The sequence below is a fragment of the Plantactinospora sp. DSM 117369 genome (genome assembly GCF_053764795.1).
Genome location: NZ_CM132446.1, coordinates 9,150,866 through 9,166,341, shown reverse-complemented (window position 1 = coordinate 9,166,341; position 15,476 = coordinate 9,150,866). Strand labels below are relative to the sequence as shown.

The 15,476-nt window shown below is 72.9% G+C and carries 13 protein-coding genes; 12 read left to right on the top strand and 1 reads right to left on the bottom strand.

The genetic code is table 11. The features are described 5' to 3' along the window. Positions 1–195 precede the first annotated feature (195 nt). From ACSMXO_RS39275 to ACSMXO_RS39220, 12 genes are all read left to right on the top strand, one after another. Entirely contained in the window at positions 196–1,422 is a 1,227-nt protein-coding gene (locus tag ACSMXO_RS39275) for a PP2C family protein-serine/threonine phosphatase (protein ID WP_346257269.1), read from the top strand. Next, entirely contained in the window at positions 1,419–3,128 is a 1,710-nt protein-coding gene (locus ACSMXO_RS39270) for a sensor histidine kinase (protein WP_455415818.1), read from the top strand. Before ACSMXO_RS39275 ends, ACSMXO_RS39270 begins: the two co-directional genes overlap by 4 nt. 29 nt (positions 3,129–3,157) lie before the next feature. After that, positions 3,158–3,610, top strand: coding sequence for a response regulator (locus ACSMXO_RS39265; RefSeq protein ID WP_346257340.1), 453 nt, complete (start codon positions 3,158–3,160; stop codon positions 3,608–3,610). Next, on the top strand, positions 3,603–4,424 hold the full coding sequence (locus ACSMXO_RS39260; protein ID WP_455415817.1) for an inositol monophosphatase family protein: 822 nt from the start codon (positions 3,603–3,605) through the stop codon (positions 4,422–4,424). The genes ACSMXO_RS39265 and ACSMXO_RS39260 overlap by 8 nt, the downstream gene beginning before the upstream one ends. Positions 4,425–4,824: 400 nt before the next feature. Further along, positions 4,825–5,793, top strand: a complete 969-nt coding sequence (locus tag ACSMXO_RS39255) for a coiled-coil domain-containing protein (protein ID WP_346257341.1) — start codon at positions 4,825–4,827, stop codon at positions 5,791–5,793. 36 nt (positions 5,794–5,829) lie between these two features. Next, complete coding sequence (locus ACSMXO_RS39250; protein WP_346257272.1) at positions 5,830–7,395, top strand: fused MFS/spermidine synthase; 1,566 nt, start codon at positions 5,830–5,832, stop codon at positions 7,393–7,395. 113 nt (positions 7,396–7,508) lie between these two features. Continuing rightward, positions 7,509–9,269 carry a protein kinase domain-containing protein gene (locus tag ACSMXO_RS39245; RefSeq protein WP_455415816.1) on the top strand — a complete coding sequence of 587 codons (1,761 nt, stop codon included), beginning with the start codon at positions 7,509–7,511 and terminating at the stop codon, positions 9,267–9,269. 262 nt (positions 9,270–9,531) lie between these two features. After that, positions 9,532–10,737, top strand: coding sequence for a substrate-binding domain-containing protein (locus tag ACSMXO_RS39240; RefSeq protein WP_455419411.1), 1,206 nt, complete (start codon positions 9,532–9,534; stop codon positions 10,735–10,737). A gap of 3 nt (positions 10,738–10,740) precedes the next feature. After that, entirely contained in the window at positions 10,741–11,484 is a 744-nt protein-coding gene (locus ACSMXO_RS39235) for an ABC transporter ATP-binding protein (RefSeq protein ID WP_455415815.1), read from the top strand. A gap of 76 nt (positions 11,485–11,560) precedes the next feature. Next, complete coding sequence (locus ACSMXO_RS39230) at positions 11,561–12,358, top strand: ABC transporter ATP-binding protein (RefSeq protein WP_455415814.1); 798 nt, start codon at positions 11,561–11,563, stop codon at positions 12,356–12,358. Then, complete coding sequence (locus ACSMXO_RS39225) at positions 12,355–13,245, top strand: branched-chain amino acid ABC transporter permease (RefSeq protein WP_455415813.1); 891 nt, start codon at positions 12,355–12,357, stop codon at positions 13,243–13,245. Before ACSMXO_RS39230 ends, ACSMXO_RS39225 begins: the two co-directional genes overlap by 4 nt. Before the next feature lie 23 nt (positions 13,246–13,268). Continuing rightward, positions 13,269–14,399, top strand: coding sequence for a branched-chain amino acid ABC transporter permease (locus ACSMXO_RS39220; protein ID WP_455415812.1), 1,131 nt, complete (start codon positions 13,269–13,271; stop codon positions 14,397–14,399). Positions 14,400–14,443: 44 nt separating this feature from the next. Here ACSMXO_RS39220 and ACSMXO_RS39215 read toward each other — a convergent pair whose 3' ends face one another. Next, positions 14,444–15,382, bottom strand: coding sequence for a hypothetical protein (locus ACSMXO_RS39215; protein WP_455415811.1), 939 nt, complete (start codon positions 15,380–15,382; stop codon positions 14,444–14,446). Positions 15,383–15,476 lie beyond the last annotated feature (94 nt).

Genomic DNA, 15,476 nt, shown 5'->3' with positions numbered 1-15,476 from the left:
GCCGTGTCGGCGCGACCTGTGTTGTGTGGCAGCGTTGGGTGGTACAGGATCGGCGCGGATCGTCGTCGTGGGCGCGGGCCGGACACGACCGGACGGGCACGGAGAGCACGGTGACGGGACGGCTCGGTCGTGACGGTCGTGGCGGCGAGGGACGGAGCGAGGAGGCGTCGTGACCGGATGGAGGGGGGCGGACCGGTGACCGGGTCGTCCGTCGTACCCGCGCCGGCGTACCCGCACGGCGGGCTCGGGCGGCACGCCAAGCTTCCGCCCCGGGAGCGGCTGCGGGTGTTGCTGATCGAGGACGACGACGCCGACGCCTTCCTGGTCGGCGAGTTGCTCGCCGAGACCGGCGACGGCATCGACCTGCTCGTCGCGAACAGCCTGAACACCGCCCGGGCGCAGATCCGCGGTGTCGACTGCGTGCTGCTCGACCTCGGCCTGCCGGACGCGCAGGGCCTGGACGGGCTCCGCCAGGTGCTCGCGATGTCCAGCGGCGCCGCCGTCTGCGTGCTGACCGGCCGCTCGGACGAGCACCTCGGCATCGGCGCGGTCGCCGAGGGCGCCCAGGACTACCTGGTCAAGGGCCAGGTCGACGGGGTGCTGCTGGCTCGGGCCCTGCGCTACGCGGTGGAGCGGAAGCGGGCCGACGAGAATGCCCGGCGGCTGCGCGAGGTGGAGCTGCGCCAGGCCGAGTCCGCCCGGTTGGAGCGCGGCCTGCTGCCCCAGCCGTTGATCGACACCGACCTGGTGCAGGTGCACCCCTTCTACCGCCCCGGCCGGCACGAGGCGCTGATCGGCGGCGACTTCTACGACGTGGTGCAGACCAGTCCGGACCGGATCGACCTGATCGTCGGCGACGTCTGCGGGCACGGGGTGGACGAGGCCGCGCTCGGCGTCGAACTCCGGGTCGCCTGGCGGGCCCTGGTGCTCGCCGGAGTGCCCGACGAGCAGGTGCTGCCGGCGCTGGAGCAGGTGCTGATGAGCGAGCGGTCGAAACGGGAGATCTTCGCCACGGTCGCCGCGGTCCGGCTGGACCTGGCCGGCAACCGGGCCACCGTCCGGCTCGCCGGGCATCCGCCGCCGCTGCTGCTCGCCGGGGGCCGGGTGGTGCCGGTGCCGGCGCCGCACGGGCTCTTGCTCGGGGTACGGCCACGGCCGCCGGTCGCCCACGAGCTGCGCTTCGAGACCGAGGACTGGTCACTGCTGATGTACACGGACGGGCTGATCGAGGGCCGGGTCGGCGACGGCGACGAGCGGCTGGACGTACCGGGGCTGAGCGGGCTGGTGGCCGATCCGCGGGCCCGTGGGGTGGGCCTGGCGGAGCTGCCCGGCTGGCTGGTCGAGCAGGCCGAGGAGCGCAACGGCGGGCCGTTCTCCGACGACGTGGCGATGCTGCTGGTCAGCCGGGGGGAGGGGCGGTGAGGTCACCACTGCGCTGGACACTGCGCCGTCGGGTCACCGCGCTGTGCGTGATCGTCGGCGTGGTGCTCGGCATGCTGGCGGTCAGCGCCACGGTCGTCGCCACCAGCAACCGGCAACACCTGGACACCCTGCTCACCAGGACCGGTCCGCTGCGCACCGATGGTCAGGCGTTGCTCAGCGCCCTGGTCGACCAGCAGACCGGGATACGCGGCTACGCCGTCACCGCCAACGACGCCGACCTCGCGCCGTACCGGGAGGGCCTGCAACGGGAGACGGCGCTGATCGCCTCGATGGACGCGCGCCTGCACGACCAGCCGGAGATCCGTCGCGAGCTGCACACGGTGCGGGACCACGCCGAGCAGTGGCGGGAGGTGGTGGCCGAGCCGGCGATCGAGCTGACCGTGCGGAGCGGGCCGGAGGCCGCGCAGGCGTTTCTGACCGCCCAGACCGGCGACCGCTTCACCGAGCTGCGCGGCGAGGTGGAGGCGTTGCAGCAGTCGATCCTGGATCTGCGTAACTCCGTCGCGCAGAACGCCCGGGGGACCGGCAACACCCTGGTGCTGCTGCTGATCCTGGCCGCGATCGTGGTGGTGCTGGCCGGTCTTGCCCTGCTCACCTCGCTGAACCGGCTGGTGATCGGTCCGGTCACCACGCTGGCCGGTCAGGTGCGGGAGGTGGCCGGCGGGGCGTACCAGCGGGAGATCGAGCAGGTCGGGCCGCCGGAGCTGGCCGCGCTGGCCAGCGACATCGACGGGATGCGCCGCCGGATCGCCGCCGACCTGGACGAGGTGCGGCAGGCCCGGGAACGGATCGAGTGGGTCAACGGCCAGTTGGAGAGGCAGGCCGAGGAACTGGTCCGGTCCAACCGTGACCTGGAGCAGTTCGCCTACGTCGCCTCGCACGACCTCCAGGAGCCGCTGCGCAAGGTGGCCAGCTTCTGCCAGCTCCTGCAACGCCGGTACGCGGGCAAGCTCGACGAGCGCGCCGACCAGTACATCGCGTTCGCGGTCGACGGGGCGCAGCGGATGCAGCGGCTGATCAACGACCTGCTGGCGTTCTCCCGGATCGGCCGGCTCACCACCGGCTTCACCGATGTGGATCTGGATGCGGTGATGGCCGATGTCGCCGGCCAGACCGAGTCCACCCGGCGGTACGTCGGCGGCGAGCTCACCTGGTCGGACCTGCCGGTCATCCGGGGTGAGGAGACCCTGCTGACCAACCTGCTGGCCAACCTGGTGGGCAACTCGCTCAAGTTCCGCCGGCCGGACGTGCCGCCGAAGGTGCACGTCTCGGCGCGGCGGCTGGGCGACGAGTGGGAGATCAGCTGCCAGGACAACGGGATCGGCATCGAACCCGAGTTCGCCGACAAGATCTTCGTGATCTTCCAGCGGCTGCACGCCAAGGACGCCTATCCGGGTACCGGCATCGGGCTGGCCATCGTGAAGAAGATCGTCGAGTACCACGGTGGCCGGGTCTGGGTGGACCCCGACGCGGTGGCCGAGGGCACGATGATCCGGTTCACCCTGCCGGTACCGCCGGAGCTGCGGGAGCCGGTCGAGCCGGCCGAGGCCCCCGGCGCGGACGGAGAGGGGGGAGGCTCGACCGTGCCCGCACCGGCCGGCGGGTCGCCGACCGCGAGCGAGGCCGACGCCACACCGCCGGGTGAGTCGGCCCGGCCGGCCGGCGACATGAAGCAGACTGTGTGACGGATGACCGGATCGACGAGGAGGGGCCGATGACGGCACCGGCGGACGGCAAGAGCCCGATCGAGGTGCTGCTGGTCGAGGACGACCCGGGTGACGTGCTGATGACGCAGGAGGCGTTCGAGGAGCACAAGCTGCGCAACCGGCTCACCGTGGTCTCCGACGGCGCGGCGGCCCTGGCCTACCTGCGCCAGGAGGGCGAGTACGCCGACGCCGTATCTCCGGACCTGATCCTGCTCGACCTCAACCTGCCCCGCCGGGACGGCCGGGAGGTGCTGGCCGAGATCAAGCGGGACGAAGAGCTCTGCCGGATCCCGGTGGTGGTGCTGACCACCTCGCAGGCCGACGAGGACATCCTGCGCAGCTACCAGTTGCACGCGAACGCGTACGTGACGAAGCCGGTCGACTTCGACCGGTTCATTTCGGTGGTACGGCAGATCGACGAGTTCTTCGTCAGCGTCGTGAAGCTTCCGCCGCGTGGCTGATCCCGAGGCGCGGCTCGTCGAGGAGGTCGGGGCGCTGCTCCGCCGGGCCGCCGCCGAGGCAATCCTGCCGATGTTCCGGCATCTGGCCGCGTCCGACGTCTCGGAGAAGGCCCCGGGCGAGGTGGTGACGGTGGCCGACCGCCGGGCCGAGGAGATCATCGCCACCGGGCTGCGCCGGCTCCGGCCGGAATCCGAGGTGGTCGGCGAGGAGGGGGTGGCCGCCGATCCGGCGGCGCTGGACCTGCTCGCCGGGCCGGCCGAGGTGTGGCTGGTCGACCCGCTGGACGGTACGGCGAACTTCGCGGCCGGGCGGCAGCCGTTCGCGGTGATGGCGGCGCTGCGGCGGGCGGGGCGTACCGAGGCGGCCTGGATCCTCGACCCGATGGCGGACCGCCTGCTGCTGGCCCGGGCCGGGGACGGGGCGTACCGGGACGGGGACGCGGTGCGCACGACCACCGAGCCGCTCGCGGCCGGGGCGCTGCGCGGCGTGGTGGCGACCCGGTTCCTGCCGGCGGAACTCCGGGCGCGGGTGTTGGCCGGGGCCGGGCGGATCGGCGCGGTACTGCCCGGACAACACTGCGCTGGTCAGGAATATGCGGATATTGTGGACGGCCGGCAGCACTTCGCGATCTTCTGGCGGACGCTGCCCTGGGACCACGCGCCGGGAGCGCTGCTGGTCGAGGCGGCCGGCGGGGTGGTCCGGCGGCTCGACGGCAGCCCGTACGACCCGGCCGACGGGCGGGCCGGCCTGCTGGCCGCCGCCAACGAGTCGATCTGGGACGCGGTGCACGGCACCCTGCTGGCCACGCCCTGACCGGATCGGCCGGACGCCGGACGGCAAGCCGAAAAGCCCTGTTTGCCCGCTATGTAGCCTATCTTATGGTATTGCGGCAGCTCGGAGGTGGGCCGACAGCGCGGCCGGCTTCCGGTAGGCTGACCGGCGGTCTCCGCCAGGTGGCGCCGTCGAGGGTGCCGGTGGGGACCGCCGCCGAACGAACCTTTTTCACCTGTTCCGCGCGGCGCTCACGCACCGCGTCCGACCTCGCGGTCCGCCGGACCGTGCGGGGGTGGAAAAGGTTCAACGGTCAGTGTGGACCCTCCGGGGTCGGCGGCCTACGGAAGGAACGGCTTTCGTGCGCACAACGGCCATTGCCCGGCTGCACCGCCCACGCCGGTTCACGGTGCTACTCGTCGTCGCCGCGCTCCTCGCCGGGATGCCCGCGGCCCTGGTCGGTACGGCCGCCGCTCCGGCGACCGCCGCGCCCAGTTCGCCCGGCGACGAGGGCGGCACCAAGAAGCTCCGGGACGCCCTGGAGTCCGCCTCCAAGGGGCACATCGAGGCGACCGCCAAGCTGACCAACTCCAAGAAGCGGCAGAGCCAGCTCGGCGCCCAGCTCAAGCAGGTGGAGACCCGGATCGCCGCGCTCACCCAGGAGGTGGGGGTGATCGCCGCCGAGACGTACCGCCGAGGCCGGCTCACCCCGATCTCGGCCCTGCTGAACAGCGCCTCGCCGCAGTCGTTCGTGGAGCGGGCCGCCGGGCTCGAAGTGATCGCCCAGCGCGACGACCGGAAGCTCCGCGAACTGGCCGAGTCGCTGGACCAGGCGGCCAAGGCGAAGAAGGCGATCGACGCCGAGGTCCGCGAGCAGCAGCGGCAGGTCGAGGTGATCGCCCGGAAGAAGAAGGACGCCGAACGCGCCCTGGCCGCCGTCGGCGGCAACCCGTCCGGCGGACTGATCAGCGCCAACTCGCCGCTGGCCAAGGCCGCTCCGCGCAACTCCGACGGCTCCTGGCCCAAGGAGTCCTGCTCCATCGACGACCCGACCACCGGCGGGTGCATCACGCCCCGCACCCTGCACGCGCTCAACCAGGCCAAGGCCAACGGGTTCAAGCGGCACACCTCCTGCCACCGCAGCGGCGGCGGGGGTGAGCATCCCAAGGGACGCGCCTGCGACTTCTCGGCCGCGGCTGGCGGGTTCGAGAACGTCGACGCGAGCGGCGGCGACCGCACGTACGGCAACAACGTGGCCGCGTTCTACGTCAAGAACGCGAGCCGGCTCGGAGTGCTCTACGTGATCTGGTACCGGCAGATCTGGATGCCCGGCAACGGGTGGCGGGCGTACAACGGCAACGGCGATCCCGCCTCCGACCACACGAACCACGTTCATCTGTCGATGTTGTAGCCCGGAGCCGGTGGTGGGATGCGTACCATCGCTGCGATGGACTCTTCACCACCTGACGTGGCGGGCACGACCACCGTCGCGGACGAGCCCCCCGGGTCACCGGCCCGGGCCCTGCCGACCGGCCTGGCCGCCACCCTGGTCTTCGTCGCCAGTGGTGCCGTACTCGTGCTGGAGACGGCGTCGCTGCGGCTCGTCGGCCCGTACGTCGGGGTCACCCTCCAGGTCACCAGCTCGGTGATCGGGGTGGCGCTGGCCGCGATCGCGTACGGCGCCTGGATCGGCGGGTGGCTCGCCGACCGCCGGGACCCGCGCCGGCTGCTCGCCCCGGCGCTGGTGCTCGCCGGCATCTGCACCGCACTGACCCTGCCGATCGTCCGGTACGCCGGCGAGGTGCTGCGCGGCGGTGCCGCCGTCGGCATTTTGCTGCTCACCGCGCTGGCGATCTTCCTGCCGGCGGCCCTGCTCGCCGCGATCACCCCGCTGGTGGTGAAGCTGCAACTCGGGGACCTGCGGCAGACCGGGCAGGTGGTCGGGCGGCTCTCCAGCATCGGCACGCTCGGCGCGATCACCGCGACGCTGGGTACCGGATTCGTGCTGGTCGCCGCCCTGCCGAGTACCGCCATCATCATCAGCCTGGCGGTCCTGCTCGGGGTGACCGGGCTGGTGCTCGCGGTCTATCTGCGTCGGCAATCCGGGGGCACGCTGCCGAAGCCGTCCCGGATCACCGCCGCCGCGGCCGTACTCGGGCTGGTCGGCGCCTCGCTCAGCGCCGTCGCGCCGAACCCGTGCGACGTGGAGACGGCGTACCACTGCGCCTCGGTCGAGCCGGACCCGGACAACTCCACCGGGCGGCTGCTGGTGCTCAACTCGGCCTGGCACTCCTATGTGGACCTAGCCGACCCGGGGCACCTGGAGTTCGAGTACACGAAGTGGATCGGGGCGGTCGCCGACGTGATGGCACCGGCCCGGGCACCGCTTGCGGCCGTACACCTCGGGGGTGGCGGCTTCACCATGCCGCGCTACCTGACCGCGACCCGGCCCGGCACCCGTAACGAGGTCTACGAGATCGACGGTGAGCTGGTCGAGCTGGGCCGGCGCGAGCTGGACGTGCGGACCGGTCCGGAGCTGCGCGCCCGGGTCGGCGACGCCCGGATGCTGATCGGTGAGCGTGCCGCGCACAGCGCCGACCTGGTGGTCGGGGACGCGTTCGGGCACCTGGTGGTGCCCTGGCACCTGGCCACCCGGGAGATGGCCGCCGAGGTCCGCCGGGTGGTCCGCCCCGGCGGCATCTACGCGCAGAACGTGATCGACCATCCGCCGCTGCGCTTCATCCGGGCCGAGGTGGCCACCGTGGCGGCCGAGTTTCCCCACATCGCCCTGGTCGCGCCGCCAGCCGCGCTGGCCGGCGCGAACGGCGCGAACTTCGTGATCCTCGCCTCCGACCGGCCGTTGCCGGTCGAGGAGGTACGGGAACGCCTGATCACCTCGGCGGACCAGCCGGTTACCGTGCTCTCCGGCGCCGCGCTCGACGAGTTCGTCGACGACGCCATGGTGCTGACCGACGAGTACGCCCCGGTCGACCAGCTCCTCGCCACCGCCTGAGCCGCCGCTCAGCCGGTCGGTCGGGCGCCGGGAACCCCGCCCGCCGACCACCGCTGGACCGAATCCGCGCCGGGTAGGTGTAGCCGGCCCCGGTCCGGGCAAGAGAGATCTGCATGACCGGGTGGGGCTGGTGGGGTGGAGCGCAGCGGTACGGCACGGAGCTGGTCGGTGACCGATACCGGCTGATCGAGGAACTTGGCGAAGGCGGCATGTCGGTGGTCTGGCGCGGCCACGACGAGGTGCTGGGCCGGCCGGTGGCGGTGAAGATGCTCGCCCCGAAGCTGGCCACCGACCGGGCGTTCCGGCACCGGCTCCGGACCGAGGCCCGGGCCGCCGCCCGGCTCTGCCATCCGCACATCACCGGCGTCTACGACTACGGCGAGTCGGTCCGGTACGGCCGGACCGTGCCGTACGTGGTGATGGAGCTGGTCGACGGCGAGCCGCTGGCGGGCTGGCTCGACCGCGAGGGCCCGCTGCCCTGGTGGGATGCGGTGGTGCTCGGCGCCCAGGTCGCCGCCGCGCTGGCCGCCGCGCACGCCCGGGGAGTGGTGCACCGCGACATAACTCCCGGCAACGTCATGCTCACCGTGATGGGTGCCAAGGTCGTCGACTTCGGGATCTCGGCGCTGGTCGGCGAGCGGGACGGTGACGGCGAGGGCGGGCTGTACGGCACGCCCGCGTACGTGGCCCCGGAGCGGCTCAACCAGAACGAGGTCTGTCCGGCCACCGACGTGTACGCCCTCGGCCTGCTGCTCTACCGGGCGCTGACCGGCCGGATGCCGTGGCGGGCGTCGACCCGTACCCAGGCGCTGCGCGCACACCTGTACGCCGAGCCGGCGCCGATGCCACCGGTACCCGGGCTGCCGGCCGAGGCGGAGGCGGTCATCACCCGCTGCCTGGCCAAGACGCCGGGGGAGCGGCCGGAGAGCGCCGAGCTGGCCCGTACCCTGGCCCGGGCTGCCGGGGTGGTGCTGCCGGTGGCGGCCGGTCCGGCGCCCGCCGTGCCGTCCTGCCGGGCCGACCCGGTCGACCCGGCGCCGCGGGAACACCGGCCGGCGGCGTCGGCGCACTCGGACACCGCGATGCTGCCCCGGTCGGCGACCGACCCGCTGCCGCGGCCGGCCCGCCCCCGCTGGTCGGCGGCGCGGCTCGGCAACCGGGCCCGGGTCGCGGCGGTCGGGGTCGGCCTGCTCGCGGTGGGCGGCGTGGTCTGGGCGGGCGGCGTCGGCAGTTCGGCGCCGGGCGGCGGGGCCGGCACGGCGACGAACCTGGCGATGGGCGGCACCGCTCCGTGCCGGGTCGACTACGTGCTGCGCGCGGACACCGGCCGGTCGTTTCAGGCCGAGGTCACGGTCACCAACCTCGGCGCCTCGGCGGTGCGGGACTGGACGCTGCGCTTCGCGTTTCCCGGCGAGCAGGTGCTCACCCGGAACCCGTCACCGGAGTCCCGCCAACACGGCCGGGAGGTGCTGCTCCGGCCCGCCACCGGCCCCGAGGCGACCCTGCCGGCCGGCGGGGCCGTCCGGTTCGGGCTGGCTGGTAGCCACGCCGGCAGCAATCCGCTGCCCGTGGAGTTCCGGCTCGGCGAGACCGCCTGTGCGGCCCGGGTCTCCAGCGTGCCGGGCCAGACCGGTGGTGCCGCGGCCGGCGGCGCGGTCGGGGCGGTGCCGCCGTCGCCGCCGGACCGGTCTGCGGGCCAGCCCGGCCCCGCCGCCGACTCGGAGGGCACCGGGTCGACGGGCGCCGAGCGGGAAGGCACCGGGTCGAACGGCAACGGCTCGGGCAGGTCGTCGAAGGGCAAGGGACCGAAGCAGGACCGCGACTCCGACTCCGACGGTTCGGACTCCGACGGCCCGGACGGCGACGACGACTGAACCGCCAGCCGTTCCCGGTTCCGGTTGACCGCCCCCTCGGGCCCCGGGTGACCGCCCCGGTCCGGTGACCGGCACGCCGACCCTGGGGGTCGGTGTGTGTCGCACGACGCCGGGTGGACCTTCCGAACATCGCCGGGCGCCTGGCTGCGTCGGCCATCCCTTGGCGGTTACTTGTGGGTTTCAGCCACATAGCACGTGCGTGACGTCACCCCTACCGTGGGCCGACGATGCTTCTCCAACTTCACCCCCATGTGGAGCGATGATGACGGTCCGGACGACGCGGCGGGTACTGGTCACCGCCGCCACGCTGCTGGTAGGGGCGATCGCCACGAGCGCCTGCGGCAGCCCGCAGGACACCGCGAACGGCGGCGGCGACAGCGCCGCACCGGTCAAGGTCGGTCTGGTCTACTCCCAGTCGGGGGCGTTGGCCAGCTACGGCAAGCAGTACATCGAAGGGTTCCGGGCCGGGCTGGCGTACGCCACCGACGGCACCAACAAGATCGGTGATCGTACGGTCGAGGTGACCGAGGTCGACGACGCGGGCGACCCGGCCAAGGCGGTCTCGGCGGCGAAGGACCTGATCGGCAAGGGTTACAAGATCCTCGCCGGCTCGACGGCCTCCGGCGTCGCCCTCCAGGTCGCGCCGATCGCCGCGCAGAACAAGGTGCTCTTCATCTCCGGGCCCGCCGCCACCGACGGCGCGACCGGGGTCAACAAGTACACCTTCCGCTCCGGGCGGCAGTCGTACCAGGACGTGCAGACCGCGAAGTCGTTCATCGGCGACGCGGCCGGCAAGAAGGTCGTGGTCTTCGCCCAGGACAGCGCGTTCGGCAAGAGCAACGAGGCGGCGGTCAAGGCGGTCATCGGCGGTGCCGGTGCCACGGTGAGCAGCGTGCTCGCCCCGGCCAGCGCCACCGACTTCACCCCGTTCGCCAGCCAGTTGACGGCAGCCAAGCCGGACCTGCTCTTCGTGGCCTGGGCCGGCACCACCGCCCCGGCGATGTGGCAGACCCTGGACCAGCAGGGCGTACTCGGCTCCACCACGGTGGTCACCGGGCTGGACATCCGGGCCTCCTGGCCGACCTTCGGGGCGGCCGGCACCAAGATCTCCTTCCTGTCGCACTTCTTCGACGGCGCCGCCGACAACCCCGCCGCGCAGGCGGCCAAGGCGGCCGTACCCGGCGGGGTGCTGGACCTGTTCCACCCGGACGGGTTCACCGCGGCCCAGATGATCGTGCGGTCGGTCCAGGAGGGTGGCGACGACGTCGACAAGATGGTCACCGCGCTGGAGGGCTGGAGCTTCGACGGGATCAAGGGCAAGATGACGGTCCGTGCCGAGGACCACGCGCTGCTCCAGCCGATGTTCCAGGCCAAACTGAGCGGCACCGGCGACGCGATGAAGGCGGAGTCGCAGAAGGTGCTCACCCCGGACGAGACGGCGCCGCCGGCCGTGGCGATGAAGGGCTGAGGTGTGCTCGCCACCCGCGACCTGACCTGGCGGATCGGCGAGGTCGCCATCGTCGACGGCGTCGACCTGGAGTTGGCGCCCGGGGAGTTCCTCGGGGTGATCGGCCCCAACGGCGCCGGCAAGACCTCGCTGTTCAACCTGGTCTCCGGCCTGCGCCGGCCCACCGCTGGCCAGGTGCTGCTGGACGGTACCGACATCAGCGCGCTGCCGCCGCACCGGCGGGCCCGGCTCGGGCTGGGCCGGACGTTCCAGGCGTCCTCGGTCTTCGGCTCGCTGAGCGTGCGGGAGAACGTCCGGCTGGCCGTGCAGGCGCAGCGGGGTGGCTCGATGAAGCTGTGGCGGCGGGCGGCGGCCGACCGGGAGGTGGTCGCCGCCGCCGACGCGGCACTGGACCGGGTCGGCCTGGCACACCGGGCCGACGCGCTGGCCGGCACGCTCGCGCACGGGGAGAAGCGGAAACTGGAGATCGCGCTGCTGCTGGCCGGCGAGCCGAGGGTGATGCTGCTCGACGAGCCGATGGCCGGGGTGAGCGCCGAGGACGTACCCGAGCTGGTCGGGGTGATCCGGTCGTTGACCGGCGACAGCGGCCGGGCCGTACTCATGGTGGAACACCACATGGACGTGATCCTCGGGCTTGCCGACCGGATCGCGGTGATGCACCACGGCGCGCTGCTCGCCTGCGACGTCCCGGCGACCGTGATGGCCAACCCGGTGGTACAGGAGGCGTACCTAGGTGAGTCGCTATGAGTGAGCGTAGCGAGCGAATCAGCCAGCTCAGTGTCGATGTGCCTCGTGACGGCACGGAGCGCAGCGGAGTGCCGGCATGAGCGAGAAGCCGATCCTCGACGTCTCCGACCTGTCGGTACGGATCGCCGGGCTGCACATCCTGCAGGGCGTCTCCTTCACCGTGGCCCCGAGCGGGGTGACCGTGCTGCTCGGGCGCAATGGGGTCGGCAAGACCACCACGCTGCGGGCGATCCTCGGGCTGACCCCACGCGGCGGCGAGGTACGCGGCACCGTGCGGACGGGCGACCGCTCGCTGGCCGGTGAGCCGACCCACCGGCTGGTCCGGGACGGCCTCGGCTACGTACCCGAGGACCGCTGTGTCTTCGCCGGCCTCACCGTCGCCGAGAACCTGCGGCTCGCCGAGAGGCGCGGCGGTGCTCCGGCGTACGACCGGGTCTTCGAGCTGTTTCCGGAGCTGAAGCGGCGTGGCCGGCAACGGGCCGGCTCGCTCTCCGGCGGCCAGCAGCAGATGCTGGCGATCGGCCGGGTGCTGCTCAACGACAACCGGCTGCTGCTGGTCGACGAGCCGACCAAGGGGCTGGCGCCGAAGGTGGTCACCGAAGTGGCCGAGGTGCTGGAGCGGGTCGCGGTCGCCGTGCCGGTGCTGCTGGTCGAACAGAACCTCGCGGTGGTACGCCGGCTGGCCAGCGATGCGGTGGTGCTCGCCGCCGGCCGGGTCGCCTGGTCCGGTGCCGCCGACGAACTGCTGCGGGAGGCAGAGTTGACCAGATCCCTGCTCGGCGTCGGCGTGGCCGGCGAGCACGCTGCTCGCCCTGGCGCCGATCCGGGGCGCGGCGCGGCGGCCGAGACCACCCGGGAGGTGCCGGCCGGATGAGCACGATCGTGTTGCTGACGCTGACCGGGCTGGGCCTGGCCGCGCTCTACTTCCTGGTCGCCTCCGGGCTCTCCCTGGTGTTCGGGCTGGCCGACGTGCTGAACTTCGCGCACGGGCTGTTCCTCTCCGTCGGGGCGTACGCCACCTGGTGGGCGGCCGGGAACCTGCCCGGTGCCGGCCCGTCCGGGTTCGGTTTCGTGCTCGCGGTCGCGTTCGGTGTCGTCGCCGGTGCCGTGGTCGGGATGGCCGTCGAACTGGTGATGATCCGTCCGCTCTACTCCCGCACCATCGAACAGGTACTGGTCACGGTCGGGCTCTCGCTGGCCGGGGTGGCGCTGCTCCAGGCCACCTGGGGCGCGGACCCGCGACCGTTCCCGCGCCCGGACTGGACCCAGCGGGTCACCTCGATCCTCGGTGCCAAGGTGCCGAACTCCGGCATCCTGCTGATCCTCGCCGCCGCGCTGGTACTGGCCGCGCTGCTCGGTTTCCTCCGCTACACCCGGTACGGGCTGGTGATCCGGGCCGGGGTGGAGAACCGGGAGATGGTCACCGCGCTCGGCATCGACGTACGGAAGGCGTTCACCCTGGTCTTCGCGATCGGCGGGGCGGCTGCCGCGCTGGCCGGGGCGCTCGGCGGGGTCTACTTCGGCTCGGTCTCGCCGAGCCAGGGCGGCTCACTACTGATCTTCGCCTTCATCGTGGTGGTGATCGGCGGGATGGGCTCGGTCGTCGGGTCCGCGTACGCCGCCGTCGCGGTGGGCCTGCTCCAGCAGTTCGTCAACTACTACGGCGTCTCCGGGGCCGGGGACATCTGCGTGGTCGCGCTGCTGGCGATCGTGCTGCTGTTCCGCCCGCAGGGCATCGCTGGAAGGGCGGCGACCACGTGACCGAGCGGAGCGAGGGGGCTGGCATGACGACCGGTGTGCAGACAGCGGTGGCGGCCAACCCGCCCGCCGCACCGCCGACCGCCGGTCCCGCGCCGGCACCCCGCCGGGACTGGCGGTCGGCCCTGCGAGCCTGGTCGCCGCTGCTGGTACTGCTGGTCCTCGCGGTGCTGCCGTACTCGACGGTCTCCGTACCGGGGGTCTTCGACGGGCCGCTGAACGGGCCGGGGACGCTGCAACTGCTCGCCATCTGTCTGGTCTTCGGTGGGCTGGCCGCCGGCTACGACCTGCTCTTCGGCCGCACCGGCATGCTCTCCTTCGGGCACGCGCTCTATTTCGCGGCCGGCGTCTACGGCACCGACATCCTGGTCACCAAGGCCGGGCTGCCGCTCTGGCAGGCGGCGCTGCTGACCCTGGTCGGTGGCACCACCCTGGCCGGGCTGCTCGGTGCGGTCGCGCTGCGTACCGCCGGGATCGCGTTCGCCATGGTGACGCTGGCGTTCGCCCAGGTCGGCGCGATCCTGGTGGCCCGGGACTTCGGCGGGCTCACCGGCGGCGAGGAGGGACTGTCGCTGGACGTGTCGGGACTGCCGGCGATGCTGGTCGGGGTGGGCAACACCGTCAACCTGTACTGGCTGGCGCTGGCCTACCTGGCCCTGGTCGTCTTCGTGGTGCACCGGGTGGCCGGCTCGCCCACCGGTCGGGTACTCGCCGGGCTGCGCGACGACGAGCGGCGGGTCGGGGTGCTCGGGCTCGACCCGTACCGGTTCAAGCTGCTCGCGTTCACCCTGGCCGGCGGGCTCGCCACCGCCGGTGGGGCGATCTACTGCCTGTTGGTCGGCGGCGCCTCGCCGCACGTGACCTCCTCCGAGCTGACCCTCTCGCTGCTGGTCATGGTGGTGCTGGGCGGGCCGGGTACCCGCTGGGGTCCGGTGCTCGGCGGCATGCTCTACATGTACCTGGACCACCGGCTGACCGCGTTCGGCACCTCGTCGGCGGTGGACTCGCTGCCCGGCGTGCTGAGCGCGCCGCTGTCCCAGCCGCTCTTCGTGCTCGGCACGGTCTTCATCCTGGCGGTCTACTTCTTCCCCGGCGGCCTGGCCAGCCTCTCCACCCGGCTAGCCCCCTTCCGCACCCTCCGCAAACCCTCTCCGTGATCACGTAGCGTCCGGCTCGCTCTGGCCGGCCGGACGCTACGTGATCACGGGTCGGCGAGGGGGCAGGTGGGGGAGCAGGGGCGGGGGAGGGCGGGCCAGCCGTTGCGGTGCAGGACGTCGGCGATCTGGCGGGCTACGGCGCATGGGTTGTCGGTGGTGTCCGTCCAGCCGTACCGGAGGGTGGTCTCACCGGCGACCGCCGCCGCGTTGTCCCTGCGCGCATCCCGCCACCGTCGGTCGGCCGGATGCGCGGCCCGGCCGTCCAACTCCACCCGGAGCCGGTAGCGGGGATAGTGGACGTCGTCGTACCACCGTCCGCCACTTCGGGACCGGACGGCCTGGCGGATGCCGATCGGCAGCCCGTGGGCCCGTTCGACGTACCGGAGATAACGCAACTCCAGCAGTGAGTGGCAGCCGTCCGCGATGTCGACGAGTGCCGCCCGCAACTCGGCCCGCCAGCGCAGCTTCGCCCGTCGCCGCATCGCCTCGGCGATCAGGTGCGGCCGGCTCAGCCGGCGGCCGACGGCTCCGGCCACCCAGCCCAGCGCCTCGTCCAGGGTGCCGGCCTGCTGGGTCAGGTCCAGCACCGTCTCCTCCACGCGGGTCTGCGGCGGCAACCGGGTGGGATGACGGGCCGCCTCCGGCGCGGTCCTCAGGTGTACGACGACGCCGGAGAGTCGCCGTATCCGCCGGTCACCGGGAACGACCAGGTGGACGGCGGGATGGCGCCGGTCGGTCAGACCCTGCAACTCGGCCGCGGTGTGGTGGCTCAGCATCGCGCCCCGCCCCGCGCTCAGGAGGGCGGCCCACAGCACCGCCTCCCGAGGAGGTGCCCCGGAGAAGGTGGCGAAGACCCGCCCGGCCATCGGGCGCCAGCGACCGGTACGCACCCGGTGCTCGACCTGCGCCTTCGTCAGCCCGCATTCGTACGCCTGCTGCCGGCTCACCACCCCGTGCTGCCGCCGCACCAACTCCTCGAACACGCCCACCAACCTGCCGCCCGGCCCGCACTCCCCGCCACCCCACCCACCCCACCTGTGGACAACTCACCGTCCGTCCACAGGTGGTTTGGTGATC